Annotated in this window: 16 protein-coding genes; 9 read left to right on the top strand and 7 right to left on the bottom strand. The window is 45.5% G+C overall.

Features of this window, described 5'->3' with window-relative positions:
• Positions 1–93: 93 nt before the first annotated feature.
• From serS to lrp, 5 genes are all read right to left on the bottom strand, one after another.
• Positions 94–1,386, bottom strand: coding sequence for a serine--tRNA ligase (gene serS / locus OCU87_RS05625; protein ID WP_094957126.1), 1,293 nt, complete (start codon positions 1,384–1,386; stop codon positions 94–96).
• A gap of 126 nt (positions 1,387–1,512) precedes the next feature.
• Complete coding sequence (locus OCU87_RS05620) at positions 1,513–2,853, bottom strand: replication-associated recombination protein A (protein WP_094957125.1); 1,341 nt, start codon at positions 2,851–2,853, stop codon at positions 1,513–1,515.
• A gap of 73 nt (positions 2,854–2,926) precedes the next feature.
• A complete protein-coding gene (lolA, locus tag OCU87_RS05615) occupies positions 2,927–3,559 on the bottom strand; it encodes an outer membrane lipoprotein chaperone LolA (protein WP_094957124.1) in 633 nt (210 codons plus the stop codon).
• A 57-nt stretch (positions 3,560–3,616) separates the two neighbouring features.
• The gene (locus tag OCU87_RS05610) at positions 3,617–6,886 is read right to left on the bottom strand and encodes a DNA translocase FtsK 4TM domain-containing protein (RefSeq protein ID WP_261857974.1); all 3,270 of its coding nucleotides are present in this window, start codon (positions 6,884–6,886) and stop codon (positions 3,617–3,619) included.
• Between the two features lie 398 nt (positions 6,887–7,284).
• On the bottom strand, positions 7,285–7,779 hold the full coding sequence (gene lrp, locus OCU87_RS05605; protein ID WP_048896983.1) for a leucine-responsive transcriptional regulator Lrp: 495 nt from the start codon (positions 7,777–7,779) through the stop codon (positions 7,285–7,287).
• Positions 7,780–7,936: 157 nt separating this feature from the next.
• On the opposite strand from lrp, the gene ald reads away from it, so the two are divergent.
• From ald to cydC, 4 genes are all read left to right on the top strand, one after another.
• Complete coding sequence (ald, locus tag OCU87_RS05600) at positions 7,937–9,058, top strand: alanine dehydrogenase (RefSeq protein ID WP_062688519.1); 1,122 nt, start codon at positions 7,937–7,939, stop codon at positions 9,056–9,058.
• 194 nt (positions 9,059–9,252) lie between these two features.
• Positions 9,253–10,215 (top strand): thioredoxin-disulfide reductase, encoded by a 963-nt coding sequence (trxB, locus tag OCU87_RS05595; protein WP_094957123.1) that lies wholly within the window; start codon positions 9,253–9,255, stop codon positions 10,213–10,215.
• A 206-nt stretch (positions 10,216–10,421) separates the two neighbouring features.
• Positions 10,422–12,194 (top strand): heme ABC transporter permease/ATP-binding protein CydD, encoded by a 1,773-nt coding sequence (gene cydD / locus OCU87_RS05590; RefSeq protein ID WP_261857973.1) that lies wholly within the window; start codon positions 10,422–10,424, stop codon positions 12,192–12,194.
• A complete protein-coding gene (gene cydC, locus OCU87_RS05585) occupies positions 12,187–13,908 on the top strand; it encodes a heme ABC transporter ATP-binding protein/permease CydC (protein WP_261857972.1) in 1,722 nt (573 codons plus the stop codon). The genes cydD and cydC overlap by 8 nt, the downstream gene beginning before the upstream one ends.
• A 99-nt stretch (positions 13,909–14,007) precedes the next feature.
• Here cydC and OCU87_RS05580 read toward each other — a convergent pair whose 3' ends face one another.
• Positions 14,008–14,469: an outer membrane lipoprotein gene (locus OCU87_RS05580; protein WP_062688517.1), complete on the bottom strand. Its 462-nt coding sequence runs from the start codon at positions 14,467–14,469 to the stop codon at positions 14,008–14,010.
• Positions 14,470–14,506: 37 nt separating this feature from the next.
• On the opposite strand from OCU87_RS05580, the gene aat reads away from it, so the two are divergent.
• From aat to speB, 5 genes are all read left to right on the top strand, one after another.
• Complete coding sequence (gene aat, locus OCU87_RS05575; protein ID WP_062688515.1) at positions 14,507–15,220, top strand: leucyl/phenylalanyl-tRNA--protein transferase; 714 nt, start codon at positions 14,507–14,509, stop codon at positions 15,218–15,220.
• Positions 15,221–15,222: 2 nt separating this feature from the next.
• The gene (locus OCU87_RS05570) at positions 15,223–15,918 is read left to right on the top strand and encodes an arginyltransferase (protein ID WP_094957120.1); all 696 of its coding nucleotides are present in this window, start codon (positions 15,223–15,225) and stop codon (positions 15,916–15,918) included.
• A 217-nt stretch (positions 15,919–16,135) separates the two neighbouring features.
• Positions 16,136–16,354 (top strand): translation initiation factor IF-1, encoded by a 219-nt coding sequence (gene infA, locus OCU87_RS05565; RefSeq protein WP_005298441.1) that lies wholly within the window; start codon positions 16,136–16,138, stop codon positions 16,352–16,354.
• Between the two features lie 647 nt (positions 16,355–17,001).
• Positions 17,002–18,906, top strand: a complete 1,905-nt coding sequence (speA, locus tag OCU87_RS05560; RefSeq protein ID WP_261857971.1) for a biosynthetic arginine decarboxylase — start codon at positions 17,002–17,004, stop codon at positions 18,904–18,906.
• A gap of 94 nt (positions 18,907–19,000) precedes the next feature.
• Positions 19,001–19,915: an agmatinase gene (gene speB / locus OCU87_RS05555; protein WP_261857970.1), complete on the top strand. Its 915-nt coding sequence runs from the start codon at positions 19,001–19,003 to the stop codon at positions 19,913–19,915.
• A 103-nt stretch (positions 19,916–20,018) separates the two neighbouring features.
• Here the strand turns inward: speB and clpA are convergent, their stop codons facing one another.
• Entirely contained in the window at positions 20,019–22,283 is a 2,265-nt protein-coding gene (gene clpA, locus OCU87_RS05550) for an ATP-dependent Clp protease ATP-binding subunit ClpA (protein ID WP_094957117.1), read from the bottom strand.
• Positions 22,284–22,310: the final 27 nt, after the last annotated feature.

The following is a 22,310-nucleotide window of genomic DNA, read 5'->3' as shown; positions in this document are numbered from 1 at the left end:
TATTCTGGCTGGCAGAAACTTTAGCCTTTCGCAGGCATAAAAAAACCCAGCTTATTCGCTGGGTTTTTATTTATTCGCTACGCTATCAGGTTATTAACCGATGTGCGTTGTGCCATTCATGTACTTACGTAGTACTTCTGGAATCATAATACGGCCATCAGCTTCTTGATTGTTCTCAAGAATCGCAACCATAGTACGACCAACAGCAAGGCCAGAACCGTTTAATGTGTGTACTAGCTCAAGTTTCTTTTCGCCTTTACGACGGAAACGCGCTTGCATACGACGAGCTTGGAAATCCCACATGTTTGAACATGAAGAAATTTCACGGTAAGTCTCTTGTGCTGGAACCCAAACTTCTAAGTCATAAGTTTTACGAGAACCGAAGCCCATATCACCCGTACATAGAATCACTTTACGGTATGGAAGGTCTAATAATTGTAGTACTTTCTCAGCGTGACCCGTTAGTTCTTCCAGAGCATTCATTGAATCTTCTGGTTTAGTAATCTGTACTAATTCAACTTTGTCGAATTGGTGCATACGGATAAGACCACGAGTATCACGACCGTAAGAACCCGCTTCTGAACGGAAACAAGGCGTATGAGCCGTCATTTTCAGAGGCAGATCTGCTTCATCAGTAATAGTATCGCGCACCATGTTTGTCACTGGTACTTCCGCTGTTGGGATCAGTGACATACCTACGCCTTCTTCAGTCGCAGGTTGGGTGTGGAATAGATCTTCGCCGAATTTAGGCAACTGACCAGTACCAAATAGGCTATCGCGGTTCACAAGGTACGGTACATACATTTCTGTGTAGCCGTGCTCGTCTGTGTGTAGATCAAGCATGAACTGTGCAATTGCGCGGTGTAGACGTGCGAATTGACCTTTCATCACGATGAAACGTGAACCTGAGATTTTAACTGCGCTTGCGAAATCAAGGCCATCAGCCATTTCGCCTAGATCAACGTGATCTTTCACTTCAAAGTCGTACGCTTTAGGTTGACCCCAACGTGAAACTTCAACGTTCTCGTTTTCATCTTTACCTGATGGTACTGCATCATCCGGTAAGTTTGGCACAGAAAGCGTGATATCTTGAAGTTCGTTTTGCAGTTCAGCTAGCGCTTTTTTTGCATCATCTAGTTCACTGCCAAGGTTAGCAACGTCTGCTAGAATCTTTTCAGCTTCTTCATGATCGCCTTTAGCTTTAGCTTGACCAATCGACTTCGATCGCGAGTTACGCTGAGCTTGTAGCTCTTCCGTTTTAACTTGAAGGGATTTACGTTGCTCTTCAAGGGCGCGTAATTTTTCTACGTCTAGCGTGAAGCCACGACGTGCGAGTTTGGCAGCTGTATCATCCAGCTCAGTTCGAAGTAATTTAGAATCTAGCATGCTAATCCTATGCTCTGTATATTCTGAAGTGCGTGTTATTTAGGCAAATATCGCCTAAATACCTTTATTTTGTTCGGTAACCAGTGCAACTGGTAACTGTCGTTAAACGATACCCAAAAAGCCCTATTATTGGTAGCGCTTTAGTGTGCTTTTTGCATCTAATGCAGCAAGATAATCCAACTTTTCACTAATTTTAGTTTCCAAGCCTCGATTTGTGGGTACATAGAAGCGTGTATCTTTCAATTCTGGTGGGAAATAGCTCTCACCTGCCGCATACGCACCCGGTTCATCGTGGGCGTAACGGTATTCAGCACCATAACCTAAATCTTTCATTAATTTGGTCGGTGCATTACGTAAGTGCGGCGGCACTTCATAATCAGGATGATTACTTGCCAATTGTTTTGCCTGGCTAAACGCCGTGTAAACTGCATTGCTTTTTGGTGCACACGCTAGATAAACGATAGCTTGAGCGATAGCACGCTCGCCTTCATAAGCCCCGACGCGGGTATAGCAATCCCATGCTGATACAGCCACTTGCATGGCGCGCGGATCAGCATTGCCCACATCCTCAGATGCAATCGCTAATAAACGACGTGCGATATACAAAGGGTCACAGCCTGCTTGTAGCATTCTGGCAAACCAATACAGCGCACCATCAGGGCTTGAGCCTCGAATCGACTTATGAACAGCAGATATCATGTCGTACCAAAGGTCGCCTTTGTTATCAAAGCGCGCGACTTTTTCACCTGCCACTTCAGCTAATAAGGCCAGAGTGATCTGCTTAATGCCTTTGCTATCTTCCTCTGCCATGTCGACAAGTTGTTCTAGGTAGTTCAGTGACATTCGCGCGTCACCACACACGAGCTCAGCTAATCGTGCTTTCACATCATCAACAAATGCAAGGTTATCGTCGGTAATACCGCGCTCTGTATCTGACAGAGCTTGTTCAATAACAGCAAGTACTTCATCGTTTTCTAGCGACTTTAGTTTATAAACACGCGCACGTGATAATAGTGCGTTGTTTAATTCAAACGACGGATTTTCTGTTGTTGCGCCAATGAAAGTCACTGTGCCATCTTCAATATGTGGCAAGAAAGCATCTTGCTGGCTTTTATTAAAGCGATGTACCTCATCCACAAACAAGATAGTACGGCGGCCTGCCATTTTATTTTCACGCGCTTTATCAATCGCAGCACGAATGTCTTTCACGCCAGAAGTCACGGCAGAAACGCGTTCCACTTCGGCTTGAGCATAATTTGCGGCAACTTCAGCCAAGGTTGTTTTACCTGTGCCTGGCGGGCCCCAAAGGATCATAGAATGAAGGTGGCCCGCTTCTAGCGCGCGGCGTAGTGGTTTACCTTCACCCAGAATATGACGCTGACCAATATATTCTTGCACTGTTCGCGGGCGCATACGCGCGGCTAATGGGCGAAAATCAGAAGAGAAATCTAGGCTCAAATTGCTCACAACAACCCCTTAAATAACAAAAGGTGACCCCATGAGGCCACCTATAAATCTTAACGAACGGGAGTTCACGTAATTAGTTACGTTGATCATCCAGCTCTACGCCTTTAGGCGGCACAAAGGTAAACATGCTCGCTTTAGGTTCAGCCTTTTTAAATTGGCTAAATGTAAACTGGCTACGTTGACCATCTTGTTCGATCACAGAGAAGCCTCGTACTTCACCCGATTTAGCCACAGTGAGTACAAATTTCCCCATAGAAGTATTGGTTGCTTTAGGCGTTAGCGTAAAGGTATCAGCTGTTTGAGCAACATTATAATTTGCCCAATCTGCATCACTGTTACGAGTGAGCAAGACAAACGGGGTTTGCTCTGTCGCATCTTTCAGCCACATAGCCGTGACTTGTTCAATGAAGGGGCTGTAATACCATAAGGTTTTACCATCTGACACCAGCATATTTTCGTCAGGTGTCAACGTATTCCAACGGAAAAGGTTCGGGCGTTTAATTGCCATATCCCCCTCACCTTCAACCAGTAAATCCCCTTCAGGGCTCACGACCTTTTGGGCAAAAGACGCACTAAATGCATTCACTTTATCGAGTCTGGTGCTTAATTCTTGCTGAGGCGTCGCCCATGCGGCAGTTGTCATCAATAACGGTGCCATCAATAGCGGGCCAATCAATAGACGTTTCACAAGTGTATTTTTAATCATTATTAAACCTTCTCTAATCAGGCCTGAACTGAATTGTCTTAATGCAGGCTCTGCTTATTAATCTCGTGGTGGTGGCGCTGGCGCAAGTACTTCACGGTTACCATTATGCCCCGGTGAACTCACAATGCCATGCGATTCAAGTTGCTCAACTATTCGAGCGGCTCGGTTGTAGCCAATCTTGAATTTACGTTGAACGCCCGAAACGGAACCTCGGCGAGTTTCAGTTACAAACGCAGCAACTTGATCGAACAACTGATCCAAATCATCATCGCCAGCAACAGGCGTTTCACCCGGAAGTAAACCGTCGGCTCCCTGATCGGTATTTAGAATGCCGTCAATGTATTGTGGTTTCGCACGGGCTTTCCAATCGTTAACCACGTTATGTACGTCATCATCTGATGCAAACGCACCGTGAACACGCACAGGGTGGTTTTGGCCCGCAGGTAAGTACAACATATCACCCATACCAAGGAGTGATTCAGCCCCACCCTGATCCAGAATGGTACGTGAGTCCGTTTTAGTCGATACGGTAAACGCCATACGACTCGGAATATTCGCTTTAATTAAGCCAGTAATAACATCAACCGATGGGCGCTGGGTCGCCAAGACTAAGTGAATACCCGCGGCACGTGCCTTTTGCGCTAATCGCGCAATCAGCTCTTCAACTTTCTTGCCCACAACCATCATTAAGTCGGCAAACTCATCAACAATAACAACAATGCTTGGCATTTTTTCAAGCAAAGGTGCATGTTCATCCATGCTATCGCCAGGCTGCCAAATTGGATCGTAAATTGGATGCCCTGCCTCTGCCGCTTCTTTGAGCTTAGCATTAAAGCCTGCAAGGTTACGGACACCAACGGCTGCCATTAGTTTGTAACGGCGCTCCATCTCACCAACACACCAACGCAGGGCATTGCCCGCATCTTTCATGTCGGTAACCACTTCCGTCAGTAAGTGTGGGATACCTTCATAGATAGAAAGTTCCAACATTTTCGGGTCAATCATGATGAAACGACACTCATCAGGGGTACATTTGTACAACAAGCTGACAATCATGACGTTCACACCCACGGATTTACCCGAGCCCGTTGTACCCGCCACCAGCAAGTGAGGCATTTTGCAAAGGTCGGCCACAACGGCTTCACCCGCAATGTCGTAGCCCAATACAATCGGCAATGCGCCTTTCATTTCTTTAAATTTATCGCTGTCTACCACTTGCGACATGTAGACGGTTTCACGGTTCTCATTTGGTAACTCTAAACCGATATAGGGTTTGCCCGGGATAACTTCAACCACACGCACCGCCGTCGCAGATAGCGCACGAGCCAAATCTTTTGCCAAGCCAGAAATACGGCTAACTTTTACACCCGCCGCTAAGTCCAGCTCATAACGAGTTATAACAGGGCCAGGGTACACCCCAACCACTTTGGCTTTAATTTTGTAATCTGCCAGTTTTGATTCAACAAGGCGCGCTGTGTGCATCAACTCTTCTTCTGTCGCTGGCTGTACGTTTTGGCGTGCAGGAGCAAGTAAGTCAATTGTTGGCAATGGCGAAGTGGGTACAGGTAGATCCGCTTCTGATTTCATCAGGAATGGGTTATCAAGCCCCGCGGCATGTACTTGTTCTTTTTGTGCATCACGAATACGCTTTAAGAAAGCATCTTCATCACTCATCTCATCCGCAGCACTATCAACTAACTCACCATTAGATGTCCCCGCATCGCTTTGCTGCGCCCGTTCTAGTTCTGACAATCCATCATGAACACCAATTTCAATATTTACTGGTGATTCTTGTGCCGCATAGTCAGCCTCTTCAATCAGATCTGACTCTACAACCATTGAGTGAGCAGTAGGTGCCACTTGTGGTTCTGGTATAGGCTCAGCAGGTGAAAACGTAGGTGCAATTTCAGGTTCACTCACGGCTTGTGCTTGTGCAGCTAATACCGCAGAAGATGCAGTAATCGAATCTGGTGACATTGGCGTTAATTCAAGTGCAGGCTCATCGGTTTCAATAACGCCAAAATCTTGATTAAACGCAGGGGTATTATCAACCACGTCTGCTGCAACACGCTCTGCCGCGTAACTCTCAGTTATATTACCAACCGCTTCAGTTACGTTAACAACAGGTTCCGAGGCAGGCACTGCAGTTTGTTCAGGTTCGTCAACATACATGGTGAAGTTTTCATCACGGTCAAGCTGCTGCTCTAGCTGAGCGATGGTCATCCCCTTCGCTTGCGCCGTTGAATTAGCGGCCATTGGCTCTTCAGCCATGACTGTAGCTTCTGCCATTACAGGAGCTACAGCTTGCGGCTCTGCTGTCTGCTCTGCCACAACAGGCGTAGGCGCTGCGTATACTGGCGTTTCAGTCACCATTGTACTGGCTTGTGCACCTTCTGTTTGCGCCGCAGCAACAGTACTCGCCACTGCGACAACAGGACGAGGGTTAATCACGATACGCGGTAAGTCATCATCTTGTTGCGAAGTAACTGGCGTTTGAACTTGAGCGGCTGAATGAGCATGGGATAGATTATCGTCACCTTGCATCGCCGCTGGGCGACTATTTGATGCAAGTAAAACATCATCAGCATCAGGTGTTGAATCTTGCTGACCTTGGCCCGCAAAAGGATTATCCATATGGTGTAAATCAGCCACATTAGGTTCGGCTGCAAATGGTTCATCTTTAGCAAATGACGTTAATGTTTCTGAACGATCGGAGCGTACTTTATTTAAAAGCCATGCCATCGAAGCCAGCGTACTTTCACCTAAGGTATCGACGATCGAAAGCCACGATATCCCCGTGAACAGGGTAAAGCCGACCGCCCACAAGAACATCATGACTAAAGTGGTACCCAGCAGGTTAAACAGCGGTAATGCCATGTTCGAGACAACATCGCCTATCACGCCCCCTGAAGAAAAATACCAGATATCATCAAAATTAAGATCAGCAAGGCTGCAGCTCGCTAAGAAAAGAATCAGCATTCCCAGCAACCGTGTTCCGTAGATCATAAAATCAATCGGTTCACGAACGCCGCGTCGACGGAACAATACCCACGCAGCTAATATAAGTGCGACAGGTAATGAATACGCCAATGAGCCAAAAGTAAAAAACAAACTATCCGCCACAAAAGCACCGAATGCGCCTGCTTTATTTTGAACAGGACCTTGCCATGCAGTTTGCGACCACGAAGGATCGGCAGGGTCAAAACTGACTAATGCGACCATTATGTAAATAGATGCAAAAAGTGCAATTATAAGAAAGCTTTCCAGTAAACGCTGAACACCGCTTAGGCGTATTTTCGTTGACTGCTTGCCTTTAACCTTCCTCAAAGAAATCTCCATTGTCATTGCTACTGGCTACTCCCGTCACACTATCTGGGTTATTTATGTTTTTTATTGCTTCAAGTGAAACAGACTTAGCAAAATACATTTTACGAATATTATCTGTATCGATGTTATACCAGATCTCGCCATGAAGGGAAAAACCACTGGATAACTGATCAGTCTATTGTAATCGTTTATGGAGAGGAATAACGCATGGAATTGTTAAAACACGCGAATAATCGGTGAATTTTAAAGCAATTAAATCTATCGTTGTGGTAATGCGGTAGCGATATCACATAACTAAGGGGCATAAATGAAGATAAGGGGGGGATAAAAACAATTCAAGCGACCGAGGCCGCTTGAGTATTGAAAGAGAAACCGACACCTTTGGTATTAATACACGATTAACGCGTTTTAATCACAAGATGGTTAGTTTGCTTCACTTCTTCCATAACTACGTATGTACGCGTGTCATTCACACCAGGAAGGCGCAACAGGGTTTCACCCAATAACTTACGGTACGCAGACATATCACATACACGTGTTTTAAGTAGGTAGTCAAAATCACCAGATACAAGATGGCACTCTTGAATGCCTTCAAGCTCTTGCACTGATTTATTAAACTCTTCAAACACATCTGGTGTGCCACGGTTAAGTGTAATCTCAACGAACACCAATAAAGACGCGTCAAGGAATTGAGGATTCAACAGTGCTGTGTAACCGCTAATGTAAGCTTGTCGCTCTAGGCGGCGTACACGCTCAAGACACGGCGTTGGTGAAAGACCTACACGTTTAGATAGCTCAACGTTTGAAATTCGGCCATCTTTCTGTAGTTCGTTCAGAATGTTACGGTCAATGCGATCCAATTCCTTGGATGGTTTCTTTTTGGTATCTACCATTTTTTATTCCACCTTCTTACTTCCTTGCAAAAAAATATACTACATCTTTCTAATATTTAGAATCAAATACTCTAGTAGTCAAACTATACTGCCATTAGATCCGCATTTATAACCTTCTCAATAGCACGTCACACTATAATATAGCGGGAGTAGCAGGATGATCATTGGTGTACCCAAAGAGATAAAGAATCACGAATATCGGGTGGGGTTAACCCCAGCCAGTGTGCGTGAACTTGTGTTACTCGGCCACCAGGTTCTTATTGAATCTAATGCAGCAATTGGTATCGGCTTTGTTGATGCAGACTACCAAGCTGTAGGCGCTTCCATTATTTCTACAGCTAAAGAAGTTTTTACCAGATCAGAGATGATTGTCAAAGTAAAAGAGCCTCAAGCAGTAGAAAGAGCTATGCTTCGCGAAGGACAGATACTATTCACCTACCTTCACCTCGCTCCTGATTTTCCTCAAACCAAAGAACTTATACAAAGCAAAGCCATTTGCATCGCTTACGAAACAGTAACAGATAAATACGGCAGATTACCACTATTAGCACCTATGTCTGAGGTCGCTGGCAGAATGTCCATCCAAGCAGGGGCCCAAACACTAGAGAATTCTAGCGGTGGACGTGGATTATTATTAAGCGGCGTTCCCGGTGTTTCACCCGCTAACGTGGTAATTCTAGGGGGCGGTGTTGTGGGATCTAATGCTGCTCGCATGGCAGTAGGAATGCGTGCTGACGTGACCATTTTAGACCGAAATATAGACACCCTTCGCTCCTTAGATAAGGAATTTCAAGGCCGCGCAAAAGTCCTTTATTCCACGAGAGAAGCCATCGATAAACTGGTTCCTGTTGCCGACCTTATTATTGGTGCTGTACTCATACCAGGGGCTGCTGCACCCAAGCTAATATCAGCTGAGCATATAGATAGAATGAAGGCTGGCTCTGCCTTAGTGGATGTCGCCATCGATCAAGGTGGTTGCTTTGAAACCTCCCACCCGACAACACATACCGACCCAACGTACATCATCAATGGCGTGGTACATTATTGTGTTGCTAACATGCCTGGCGCTGTCGCACGCACCTCAACTTTCGCGCTCAATAACGCGACCCTACCTTATGTCATTAAGCTGGCGGAAAAAGGCTATAAAAAAGCATTATTAGAAGATGATGGATTCATAAATGGCATGAATGTCATGTATGGCAAGGTGACCTGTAAAGAAGTGGCCGATGCATTCAATTTGCACTATACAGACCCATCTGTTGCTATAAGTATGCATTAACTTATAACTAAATATTCTAGATAGGCCTCAGTAAAATGAGGCTTTTTTATCCTTTTTTTTACACTCTGCTAGCAAGATAGTCTGAATCTATTAATAGAATTGATAACCCTTATCACCAAGTCCTTCCTTTACACCGACAATTTACCTACAATCGTTCACCATATAAGAATTATCTCATTCAGCCTGGAGAAGAAATGAGTAACGTAAGACACTGTAATCTGCTCATCCTTGGTTCTGGCCCTGCGGGCTATACTGCAGCGGTTTATGCAGCACGTGCGAACCTTAATCCAGTCATGATCACTGGCATGCAGCAAGGCGGCCAACTGACGACCACAACAGAAGTGGAAAACTGGCCAGGTGATGCTGAAGGCTTAACAGGCCCTGCATTAATGGATCGAATGAAAGAACATGCTGAAAAGTTTGAGACTGAAATCATTTTTGATCACATAAGTGAAACTGATTTTAGCCAACGCCCTTTCCGCCTCAAAGGTGACAATGGTGAGTACACGTGTGATGCGTTAATCATTTCTACAGGTGCATCAGCGAAATACCTTGGCTTAGAGTCTGAAGAAGCATTCAAAGGCCGCGGTGTATCAGCCTGTGCAACCTGTGATGGATTCTTCTACCGCAACCAAAAAGTCGCGGTTGTTGGTGGTGGTAATACCGCTGTGGAAGAAGCACTTTACTTGTCAAACATTGCGTCTGAAGTTCACCTCATTCACCGCCGTGATACGTTCCGTTCTGAAAAAATCCTCATCAAGCGTTTAATGGATAAAGTTGAGAACGGTAATATTATTCTGCACACTGACCGTACGCTTGATGAAGTATTAGGCGACGACATGGGTGTAACAGCTGTTCGCATTAAAGACACCCAGTCTGATGCCACAGAAACCATCGAAGTCATGGGCGCATTTATTGCTATTGGTCACCAGCCAAACACTGCAATTTTTGCAGGCCAGCTTGAAATGGAAAATGGCTACATCAAAGTTCAGTCAGGTACCCAAGGCAATGCAACGCAAACCAGTGTTGAGGGTGTATTTGCCGCTGGCGATGTGATGGACCATACCTACCGCCAAGCGATTACCTCGGCGGGTACAGGTTGCATGGCCGCACTCGACGCTGAACGCTACCTCGATGCGCTTGACGAGCAACAATAATAACTGAATACCGAATAGGCTGCCTTGTGCAGCCTTTTTGCGTTAATGATGAAACTAATTACATCCAATTAGCAGCATCATTAATCGCAGCTATATCGCGCTTTGGCACTCAGTTCGTCATTCTCAGTTTGCACTCATGGCACTCAGAGTCTTGACTTGCTAACCTGCCTTTTATCAACAGCCCATAGCTTTTAGAACCTTTTTTTATGGATAAACAATTACAACGCGATTTAACCAAGTGGCTAAAATCACAAAGTAAACTAGCAAAACGCTGGTTGATGCTGAGTGTTGGCCTTGGTTTTGTCTCAGGGTTGCTTCTAGTTGGACAAGCCGCTTTGCTGGCTCATATCCTTCATCAACTCATTATTGAACACACAGACAAGAGTGAATTAGTCGGCCATTTCATCGGCTTAATCACGGTTGTTGGTTTACGCGCAGCGTGCAGCTGGGGACGAGAAGTCTTTGGTTATCGTTGTGGCGAAAAAATTCGCCTCCATATTCGCCAACTCATCATGCAACGCCTACATAATTTAGGCCCTGCCTATATTAAAGGTAAACCTGCGGGTGCGTGGGCCAGTTTAGTATTAGAGCAAGTGGAAGAGATGCAAGATTTCTTCTCTCGTTATATTCCACAAATGTCTATTGCGGTATTGGTTCCCCTCACCATCTTGGTCGTTGTGTTTCCGCTCAACTGGGCTGCTGGTTTAATTTTCTTAATCACCGCGCCTTTAGTGCCCATTTTCATGGCTCTTGTGGGGCTTGGCGCTGCTGATGCTAACCGCCGTAACTTCAAAGCATTACAGCGTTTATCCGGCCACTTTTTTGACCGTTTACAAGGCCTGTCGACACTTCGTTTGTTCAATCGAGCTGAAGCTGAAGCAGAGAATCTGCATGTCGCATCAGATGTGCTGCGTAAGCGTACGATGGAAGTACTACGCCTCGCGTTCTTATCATCTGCGGTATTAGAGTTCTTCTCTTCAATCTCAGTCGCTATGGTTGCCGTCTACTTTGGTTTCACCTTTATCGGTGAACTTAACTTCGGCACTTATGGCATCCCCTTAAGCCTATTTACTGGCTTATTTGTGCTTGTTTTGGCACCTGAGTTTTACCAACCGTTACGTGATTTAGGCACTTTCTACCATGCTAAAGCGCAAGCAATTGGCGCGGCAGAGTCGATTGTTGAGTTCTTAAATGCCGAAGCGGACGAAATGGAACAAGGTACTGATAACTTACCATCACCTGAAACCATTCAAATTGAAGCCAATGCACTTGAAGTATTAAGTCCTGAAGGACAAGTACTCACAGGTCCACTCACTTTTGCCATCAAACCCAATGAGCACGTCGCGCTTGTGGGCCCAAGTGGTGCAGGTAAAACCAGCTTATTAAACGCGATATTAGGTTTCCTACCCTACCGTGGTAGCCTAAAAGTGAATGGGGTTGAGCTCAAAGCATTGGATCACAGCCAATGGCGTCAAGCTATCAGCTGGGTGGGCCAAAACCCAATGTTAGTTCACGGCACTGTTCGCGACAATGTAACACTGGGTAACCCGCTGGCGACCGATGAACACGTTCGCCAAGTTACACAGCAAGCTTATGCCGATGAATTCATCGACCGTTTAGAACTTGGTGATCAACACATAGTGGGTGATCGCTCGGGTGGTTTATCTGTCGGTCAGGCTCAGCGTATTGCCGTTGCCCGTGCCATGTTACAAAACGGGGCTTTCTGGCTACTTGATGAACCGACAGCCAGCCTAGACGCAAACAGCGAGCGCCTAGTACTCGATAGTTTATCTATTGCGGTACGTGGCCAAACCACACTGATGGTGAGCCACCGTCTTGATCAACTATCGATGATGGATCGTGTCTTTGTAATGGAGAACGGTCAACTGGTTCAAAATGGTCATTTCGATATGATTCGCGAACAAGGTTTACTTGCTGAAATGTTAGCAAACAAAGATATGAGGGATCTCGATGCGTGATTTACTCCCTTACCTAAAACTTTACCGTAAACACTGGTTTGGACTCACTCTAGGCATGCTGCTTGGTTTAGGTACCATACTCGCGGCGATGAGCTTATTAACGCTATCAGGTTGGTTTATTTCGGCGTCAGCTATTGCAGGGTTAACCATTGCACGCGAAACCTTTAACTACATGTTACCGGGTGCGGGTGTTCGTGGTTTCTCGATGGCAAGAACGGCAGGGCGTTGGGGCGAGCGCGTCGTCAGCCATAATGCCACGTTTAAGCTATTGGCTGACTTACGTTTATTTTTCTTCCGTAAATTAACGCCACTCATTCCAGGTCGTCAAACGAATCTGCGTGATGCTGATTTATTAAACCGTTTAGTTGCCGATGTCGATGCGATGGACCACGTCTACCTTCGATTAATCAGCCCATTAGTGATTGGCGTTATTGGCTTAATTTCGATTACGGCCTTTTTATGCTGGTTTGACATGGCGATCGGCTTAACTCTTGGTGCCATCTTGCTTGGCTTGATGCTCGCCTTGCCCGTTATCTTCTACCGATTAGGTAAAGCCAACGGTGAAGCCTTAACCATGGCAAAAGCCAACTACCGAGTAAAACTGCTTGATTGGATACAAGGTCATGCGGAGCTACTACTCTTTAATGCTGAAAAGCGCTACCGCCAAGAAGCCGAGTTAGAGCAAGACAGCTTGTTAGATGCCCAACGAAAAATGGCATCATTAACCGGTTTTGCCAATGGCATGTTAATGGCTGCGACGGGTTGGACATTAGTGCTAATCCTATGGATAGCTGCTGACGGTGTCGGTGGCAACATGCCCGACCCATTCATCGCGTTAGTTGCGTTCGCGACTATGGCAAGTTTCGAAATGATGATGCCTGTCGCTGGTGCCTTCCAGTACCTAGGACAAACCCTAACCTCTGCGCGTCGTTTGAATGAAATCATTGAAGCCACGCCAGATACGCCGTTTGATCCAAATGGTCACCAAGCGGTTGTGCGTGGCGATGTCACTATCGATAACATCAGCTACACCTACTACGGTAGTGACAAACCGGTACTAAACCAAGTATCGGTTAGCCTACAAGCTGGCCAAAAGCTGGCGCTACTTGGTCGTACTGGTTGTGGTAAATCAACCCTGCTACAACTCTTGACGCGTAGCTGGGATCCACAACAAGGCAACATCAGTATCGATGGTGTGGCATTACCTAAGTGGCATGAAGCTTCACTGCGTGATGCGATTACCGTGGTCAGCCAACGCGTAGATGTTTTCAATGGTTCTCTACGCGAAAACCTCTTGTTAGCGAAACCAAGTGCATCTGATGATGAATTAGCCGCAACTCTTCAGCGCGTTGGTCTTGATACGTTACTTGAAGATAAAGCACTTGATACTTGGTTAGGAGAAGGTGGACGTCAGATCTCTGGTGGTGAACGTCGTCGTATTGGCATTGCACGTGCGCTTTTACACGATGCACCTATCCTATTACTGGATGAGCCAACAGAAGGACTGGACCGTCGTACAGAGCAGCAAATCCTACGTTTATTAATGGAACACGCGAAAGATAAGACAGTGCTCTTTATTACGCATCGCCTTGTTGGCCTGGATCAGATGGATCACATTTGTTTAATGGACGAAGGCAGTATTATTGAAGAAGGTAAGCACCAAGCGCTACTTGAGCGTAATGGCCGCTACACTGAATTGTGGGATCGCCTTTAGTCGATAAACCTGATTAATAGAAACGATAAAAAACGGGTAGCCAGTGGCTACCCGTTTACTTTTGTAATACATGCCCTGTAGGGATAAACAACAAAAAGGCTATGGGTATGTTTTATCCACTCGCACACCATCACTGAAATACAGAATACGCACCTCGTCACCACGGTTGAAAATCATGCTCTGATCAACATCTTGAATCACATCAATGAATTTTCCATCTTCACTTTTAATGAGAAGTTCAACCAAACGGTATTGAATCACCTGCTGGGTATTTTGGCGGTTATGTGCATAACCGGCGCCAGCAACAACACCAACGGCTGTCGCGACCTCACGCCCTCGACCACCGCCAAACTGATTACCAATCAAGCCACCAACCACACCACCCAGTAAGGTTTCCCAACCGCTATGCTGAGAGTTAATCACTTCTTGCTGCGTGATATAACGTACAGAATCCACATTACCAAATACAATTTGATTCACAGCACGCGCTTCATTGCGCTTATAAGGAGCCGCCGTCAACGTCAGAGGGACGATTAGCAGTAACATTAACAACTTTCTCATATATAATTTCTCTACTAACAGTTATTACTTTGATTATATGGCCATTTATCTACCCGAACTGAGTTTGTCGACAACCCAATTTCCAAGCCCTCATACCGCACTTGACGATCCGAACGGCTTACTCGCGTTTGGGGGTGATCTATCGCCTCAACGCTTACTGGCAGCCTATCAACAAGGTATCTTCCCTTGGTATTCAGAAGGTGAACCCATTTTATGGTGGAGCCCAGCGCCACGCGCTGTATTTTGCCCGACCAGTTTCCAGCCAAGTAAAAGCTTGCGTAAATTTGCTCGTAAGTCAGATTACCAGATCACCCTGAACCGAGCCTGTGCTCAGGTTATCGAGCAGTGCGCAGCTTGCCGTGGTCCAGATGAAACTTGGATCATGCCTGATATGATAGCGGCCTATAAAACAATGCACTTACATGGTTACTGCCATTCTGTCGAAGTTTGGCAAGATAACCAACTCGTTGGCGGACTGTATGGAATTCAAGTCGGTTCAGTCTTTTGTGGTGAGTCTATGTTTACCCTCGCTGATAACGCCTCAAAAATGGCTCTCTGGTACTTTATCAGACACTTTAAAGCTCACGGTGGTTCACTCGTAGATTGCCAAATAATGAACAATCACTTGCAGTCACTTGGCGCAACAACATCCGAACGTGAACCATTTTTGGCACACCTTGCAGAAGCAAAGACTGCCATACTTGAATCAGGCTGTTTCACTCCTCAAATTTTAAGGCTGCCAGCAGAGTAACCATGAATGATCTTAGTTTTCGTATTGGGCTAACCCCGACTTCAGATTGTAACTATCTACCAAATCAACGGGAGCAGCTTGGCGTTGTTATCGATCAAGACTGGTTTAGCCCTCATGGCTATCAGCTTCTTATCGCTTCAGGCTATCGTCGCAGCGGTAAAGCTATCTATAAGCCAATGTGCTCCGCTTGTCAGGCCTGCGTCCCCTTGCGTGTCGATTGCTTTTTATTTTCACCATCAAAAAGCCAGAAGCGCCAGCTTAATCAAATGAAAAAATTGCGCTGGGAATTTAAACCTCAGTTAGATGACGACTGGTTCTCGCTATACGAAAAATACATCACAGCACGCCATGCAAACGGATCTATGTATCCACCCAACAAAGCACATTTCTTTGAGTTTAGTACGGCTGAATGGATGGATAGCTTATTCCTTCATGTTTATGATGACCAAAAGCTTATCGCGATTGCCGTTACTGACGTGTTTGAACATGCCCTAAGCGCGGTATATAGCTTTTTCGACCCCGATTCGACCCTGTCTTTGGGGACGCTCTGTGTGTTATTCCAAATCCAGTATTCTCGAAAAACAGGTCGTCGCTGGCTGTATCCGGGATACCAAATTGATGGCTGTAAAGCCATGAATTACAAAGTTCGCTTCCAGCCTCATCAAAAACTTATTGATGGACAATGGCAGTCTCAGTAGGCATGGTATAGCTGCAATTTCGTGCTCTCATACATTTTTAGGTTGTAACTACGGGCTCTATTTACACAAAAAGATAAATAAATCCGTATTAATCCAGAACAAAAGCTGACAAAGGATCCCTGCAAGGGTAAAATTGCGACCTAAACTTTACACTTAAACAGTTTCGAGGCATTATCCAGCCCGATCAGAAGCATGGCTGGTAGCCTAAGAGGATTCAATGGCAAAAGAAGACGTAATTGAAATGCAAGGTACTGTACTTGATACACTACCTAACACAATGTTCCGCGTTGAGCTAGAAAACGGTCACGTTGTAACCGCTCACATCTCTGGTAAAATGCGTAAAAACTATATCCGTATTCTTACTGGCGACAAAGTAACTGTGGAACTGACTCCATACGACCTGACTAAAGGCCGTATCGTCTTCCGTGCTCGTTAATCTTTTATAGATTAAAGAATACAGATGGAACCCAGCACTATGCTGGGTTTTATTTATCTAAAAAATAGCACCATTCTCTTGTTACCGCCCTATTTTCGCCCCTTCAGCTTCATCATAAAAATCCCTCATCACGACGATAAAATTATTTTATTTGCCTCATATTGTATTCGGTTGTTTAATCGCATCGCACCCAGTTGTATCCCTAATTTTTCAACCGAGGTGTAGACGGGTTCAGCCATGAACCTCATCTTTCTTTCATACCGTGAACCTATTTACAGCACGGCCATGTAGGAATGCTAATGAAACCTCTCGCAATCCACGATGCACTAGTACAACTGAGCCTAGTGACCGTTTGCGATAACGCAGCCAATATTCCCTCTCAAAAAGTTATGCTAACGCCATCGACTTCTGTTACCCGTCGAAAAAAAAGGACATCGCTCAGGCGAAGTCAAAGGGCTCAGTTAGCTTAGTCAATATGGCTTAATCGGTTTCATTCAGCTTGCGATACATATTATTTTTCAAATAGATATGCTCTTTCGCTCGCCTGATGAATCTTATCAACTTGGTGCTTGCAGCCTAATAATCAAATTACGACAACTGTCATTAACGCCTGCTGCTTGCCCGCAATCACTGATCGAGGAAAAAACATGAGTGATTGGTCTATCAATGATGCACGTGACGTCTACAACACCCCTTACTGGGGTCAAGGCTACTTTGACATTAACGCTCAAGGTGAAGTTATTGCAAAGCCTGACAATCTCAACCCGAACAATACCGTTGCCCTCTCACAACTGGCTGATGAGCTTATTGCCAAAGGCGCATCATTACCGGTATTAGTTCGTTTCCCTGATATTTTGCATCATCGGGTGGACAGCCTATGTTCGACCTTTAACCAAGCAATCGAACACTATGGCTACCAAGGTGAATATCTTGCGGTTTACCCTATTAAAGTGAACCAACAAGATGCCGTCGTTAGTGAAATTTTAGCAAGCCAATATGCTAAACAGCAGCGTCAACTTGGATTAGAAGCTGGCAGCAAACCTGAATTGATGGCGGTGCTAGCAATGGCACAACAAGCAAGTTCAGTGATTGTTTGTAACGGCTATAAAGATCGTGAATATATCCGCTTAGCGCTAATTGGTGAAAAACTCGGTCACGAAGTTTACATTGTTCTAGAAAAGCTATCTGAACTGCACACCGTCATGCAAGAGGCTGAAGCATTAGGCGTAAGACCTCGCTTAGGTTTACGCGCACGCCTTTCCTCTCAAGGTAAAGGCAAATGGCAAGCAAGCGGTGGCGAGAAGTCTAAGTTTGGTCTATCAGCCTCTCAAGTGCTGACAGTGATCAACACACTTCGCGACAACGACATGCAAGACTGCTTACAGCTATTGCATTTCCACCTAGGCTCTCAAATCGCCAATATTCGCGATGTACGCAATGGTGTGGGTGAGGCTGGCCGTGTCTATGCCGAATTGTGCAAACTAGGCGCTGGGATTACCACCGTTGATGTGGGTGGTGGTTTGGCCGTGGACTATGAAGGAACACGTAGCCAAAGTAGCTGCTCAATGAACTACAGCTTACGTGAATACGCGAATAACGTGGTTTATACCCTTGGTGACATCTGTAAAGAGTATGACATTCGTATGCCACGAATCATCTCTGAATCAGGCCGTAACTTAACGGCTCACCATGCTGTACTCATCACTGATGTTGTCGGCGTTGAAAGCTATAAACAAGAGTCTGTATACCCGCCAGAAGCGTCAGCACCACTGATCCTACATAACATGTGGAATTCTTGGCAGGATCTGAAAGCACTGAGCGATCACCGTTCGCTGGTTGAAATTTACCATGACAACCAAAGCGATCTTGCTGAAGTACACACTCAGTTTGCCATGGGTATGTTGAACTTTACAGAACGTGCGTGGGCTGAACAAATCAGCTTACGTTTATGCTACGAGCTTGAAAAACGACTATCGACTAAAAACCGTGCACACCGCCCATTATTAGACGAAATGCACGAGCGTTTAGCTGATAAGTTCTTTGTGAACTTTTCACTATTCCAATCACTGCCAGATGCATGGGGGATCGATCAGATTTTCCCTGTTCTACCGCTAAGTAAATTGGACAAAGAGCCTGAGCGTCGCGCTGTGATTCTTGACGTGACGTGTGATTCAGACGGTGCAATCGATCAGTATGTAGAAGGCCAAGGCATTGAAAGTACACTCGCTGTACCAACATGGACCGATGAATCGCCATACCGCTTAGGCTTTTTCATGGTAGGTGCCTACCAAGAAGTGCTGGGCAACATGCACAACTTATTTGGCGATACTGATACTGCAATTGTTCGTTGTAACGCGGAAGGTAGCTACGACATAGAGCAAATAGTACGTGGTGACAGTGTGGGTGATGTACTTCGTTATGTACACCTTGATTCAGAGCAGTTCCTACACCAATATGAGCTGATGGTAAAACAGCATCTACCAGAAGACGAACATGAAACTATTCTGGCAGAGCTGGCTGAAGGCCTAAAAGGTTACACCTATCTAGAGTGAGAGTGATTCGCTCGATTCTCAGCGCTTAAAGCCGTCACTGACAACATGTTTAACACAGCTCGAATCGTAGGTTCGAGCTGTTAGGAGTTTTACTATGGCAACACTAGCCACACACCCTGATTACTCACTGTATGCCAATGCCTTTGGCTTTTTACGCCAGCCGTTAGATTTTAATCCGCAAACATCAGATGCAGATGTCATCATTACTGGTGTGCCATTTGATATGGCGACGACGGGCCGTTCTGGCAGCCGTATGGGGCCTGGCGCTATTCGCCAAATTTCAACCAACCTTGCATGGGAAGGGAAGCGCTGGCCTTGGTCTTTTTCGCTGACAGACAAAATTAGCATGGCTGATTGCGGTGATCTTGTTTTTGACTGTGGTGATGCAGGCCAAATGTGCGAACGCCTAGAACAGCATGCCTCCAGCTTGATAGAGCAAGGTAAAACCTTACTGACATTTGGCGGTGATCACTTTGTCACGCTGCCTTTGCTACGTGCGCATGCTAAAAAACACGGCGAAATGGCACTGATCCATTTCGACGCGCACACAGATACCTATGATATGGGTAGTCAGTACGATCACGGCACCATGTTTTATCATGCACCAAACGAAGGTTTGATCGATCCTAAGCACTCAGTGCAAATTGGTATTCGTACTGATTATGACAACACTCTGGGTTTTAATGTGATTGATGCTGGCACAGCTAATGATTGGTCTGTTGAGCAAATTGTCGAAAATATTAAGCAAACCGTCGGCGATCGCCCTGTTTACTTAACATTTGATATTGATTGCCTCGATCCTGCTTTTGCTCCGGGAACTGGTACACCGGTTTGCGGTGGCTTAACGTCTGATAAAGCACTGAAAATCATTCGTGGCTTACAAGGCATTAACTTGATTGGCATGGATGTAGTAGAAGTTGCACCAGCCTACGATCATGCCGACATGACAGCATTAGCGGCAGCGACTATCGCAACAGATTTACTGCACCTTTGGGCTAGTCAGCGCTAACCGCAGATAAATAGCGAAACGCGTAAGTTTAGATAAAAAATAACCGCCAATTGGCGGTTATTTTATTTCTAACGAAAAGATCACTTAGCTTAATAAGTGGAGATTAGTGTGCAGGTTCCATTTCACTACTGAATTGGAAATCTAGCTCATCATTCACTAAATCAACACGTACCGAACCACCGTTAGTTAGGCAACCAAACAATAACTCGTTTGCCATTGGTTTTTTAAGGTTCTCTTGGATAACACGTGCCATTGGACGCGCACCCATCGCTTTATCGTAGCCTTTATCAGATAACCACTGACGAGCGACTTCAGACACTTCCATTGAAACACCGCGTGCATCAAGCTGTGCTTGTAACTCAACAATGAACTTATCAACCACTTGGTGAATAACATCTTTTTCAAGGTGATTAAACCAAATGATGTTATCTAAACGGTTACGGAATTCAGGCGTAAATACGCGCTTAATTTCCGCCATTGCATCGTGACTGTGATCTTGCTGAATCAGACCAATCGATTTACGTACTGTTTCCGTTACACCCGCATTGGTTGTCATCACGAAAATAACATTACGGAAGTCAGCTTTACGGCCATTGTTATCTGTTAGCGTACCGTTATCCATAATTTGCAATAGCAAATTAAATACATCTGGGTGTGCTTTTTCGATTTCATCAAGCAACACAACAGAATGAGGTTGTTTGATAACAGCATCGGTTAACAGACCACCTTGATCGTAACCAACATAGCCCGGAGGTGCACCAATCAAGCGACTCACTGTGTGACGTTCCATATACTCAGACATATCAAAGCGCAGTAGCTCAATGCCTAAAGTACGTGCAAGCTGAACGGTCACTTCTGTTTTACCTACCCCTGTAGGGCCCGCAAACAAGAATGAACCAACAGGCTTATTGTCTGCCCCTAAACCGGCACGGCTTAGTTTAATGGCTTCTGTGAGTACGTTAATTGCGGGATCTTGTCCGAACACCAGCATCTTCAGTTTGCTATCAAGGTTTTTCAGTACATCGCGATCACTTGAAGAAACCGATTTCTCTGGAATACGTGCCATTTTGGCGATCATTGCCTCAATGTCACTCACATTCACCGTTTTCTTTCGACGGCTAGCAGGAGCAAGACGACAACGGGCACCCGCTTCATCAATTACATCAATCGCCTTATCAGGCAGATGACGCTCATTAATGTATTTCGCTGAAAGCTCTACCGCAGCACGAATCGCTTTATTGGTAAAACGCACCTCATGGTGTGCTTCGTATTTTGGCTTCAAGCCCATCAAAATCTTAGTGGTGTCATCAAGCGATGGTTCAATCACATCAATTTTTTGGAAACGGCGAGACAAGGCACGCTCTTTCTCAAAAATATTGCTGTACTCTTGATAAGTCGTCGAGCCCATGCAGCGTAATTTACCACTACTAAGCAATGGCTTAATTAAGTTAGCCGCATCAACTTGACCGCCAGAAGCCGCACCAGCACCGATAATCGTGTGGATCTCATCAATGAACAATACCGCATGTTCTTCTTTTTCAAGTTGCTTCAAAATACCTTTGAAACGTTTCTCGAAATCACCACGGTATTTCGTGCCCGCCAATAGCGAACCAATATCCAGTGAGTAAATAACACAGTCTTTGATGATATCAGGCACTTGGCCTTCAACAATACGCCATGCTAATCCTTCCGCGATAGCCGTTTTACCGACACCCGCTTCACCAACTAACAATGGGTTATTCTTACGGCGACGACACAGCACTTGAACCGTACGTTCAAGTTCACCATCTCGACCAATTAATGGGTCAATCCCCCCCGCTTTTGCAAGATGATTGAGGTTCGTTGCGAAGTTCTCTAATTTATCTTCAGAGTTTTGTTCTGCGCGAACTTCTTCACCACCAACATCTGCCCCACCCATATCATCGTTGTCACTATCTTTCACGGTACCGTGAGAAATAAAGTTAACAACATCAAGGCGGCTAATGTCACTTTTCTTAAGCAAGTAAGCAGCGTGAGATTCCTGTTCACTGAAAATCGCAACAAGGACATTGGCCCCAGTTACTTCACTTCGACCAGAAGACTGAACATGGAAAACAGCACGTTGAAGTACACGCTGGAAGCTGAGTGTAGGTTGGGTTTCTCGGCTCTCATCATCAGCAGGGATAAGAGGCGTGGTTTGCTCGATAAAAGAATCAAGCTCTTTGCGAAGCTGATCCAAATCCGCACGACAAGCAATGAGTGCCTCTTGTGCTGAAGCGTTCTCAAGCAATGCCAGTAGCAGATGCTCGACTGTCATAAATTCATGGCGCTTCTCTCGTGCTCGAGCGAATGCTCCATTCAAGCTAGCTTCAAGTTCTTTGTTTAGCATAGGCACCTCCCCTAAATACCACTCAAA

Origin of the sequence: Photobacterium sanguinicancri (genome assembly GCF_024346675.1) — a bacterium.
Taxonomy (GTDB): Bacteria; Pseudomonadota; Gammaproteobacteria; order Enterobacterales; family Vibrionaceae; genus Photobacterium; species Photobacterium sanguinicancri.
The sequence above is the reverse complement of the archived record's forward strand: the minus strand, read 5'-3'. Positions and strand labels throughout refer to the sequence as shown.

Bases quoted from the DNA above. Each gene is read 5' to 3' on its own strand.
- serS (WP_094957126.1), bottom strand. From the start codon at position 1,386: ATGCTAGATTCTAAATTACTTCGAACTGAGCTGGATGATACAGCTGCC.
- lolA (WP_094957124.1), bottom strand. From the start codon at position 3,559: ATGATTAAAAATACACTTGTGAAACGTCTATTGATTGGCCCGCTATTG.
- lrp (WP_048896983.1), bottom strand. From the start codon at position 7,779: ATGGTAGATACCAAAAAGAAACCATCCAAGGAATTGGATCGCATTGAC.
- ald (WP_062688519.1), top strand. From the start codon at position 7,937: ATGATCATTGGTGTACCCAAAGAGATAAAGAATCACGAATATCGGGTG.
- trxB (WP_094957123.1), top strand. From the start codon at position 9,253: ATGAGTAACGTAAGACACTGTAATCTGCTCATCCTTGGTTCTGGCCCT.
- cydD (WP_261857973.1), top strand. From the start codon at position 10,422: ATGGATAAACAATTACAACGCGATTTAACCAAGTGGCTAAAATCACAA.
- cydC (WP_261857972.1), top strand. From the start codon at position 12,187: ATGCGTGATTTACTCCCTTACCTAAAACTTTACCGTAAACACTGGTTT.
- OCU87_RS05580 (WP_062688517.1), bottom strand. From the start codon at position 14,469: ATGAGAAAGTTGTTAATGTTACTGCTAATCGTCCCTCTGACGTTGACG.
- aat (WP_062688515.1), top strand. From the start codon at position 14,507: ATGGCCATTTATCTACCCGAACTGAGTTTGTCGACAACCCAATTTCCA.
- OCU87_RS05570 (WP_094957120.1), top strand. From the start codon at position 15,223: ATGAATGATCTTAGTTTTCGTATTGGGCTAACCCCGACTTCAGATTGT.
- infA (WP_005298441.1), top strand. From the start codon at position 16,136: ATGGCAAAAGAAGACGTAATTGAAATGCAAGGTACTGTACTTGATACA.
- speA (WP_261857971.1), top strand. From the start codon at position 17,002: ATGAGTGATTGGTCTATCAATGATGCACGTGACGTCTACAACACCCCT.
- speB (WP_261857970.1), top strand. From the start codon at position 19,001: ATGGCAACACTAGCCACACACCCTGATTACTCACTGTATGCCAATGCC.
- clpA (WP_094957117.1), bottom strand. From the start codon at position 22,283: ATGCTAAACAAAGAACTTGAAGCTAGCTTGAATGGAGCATTCGCTCGA.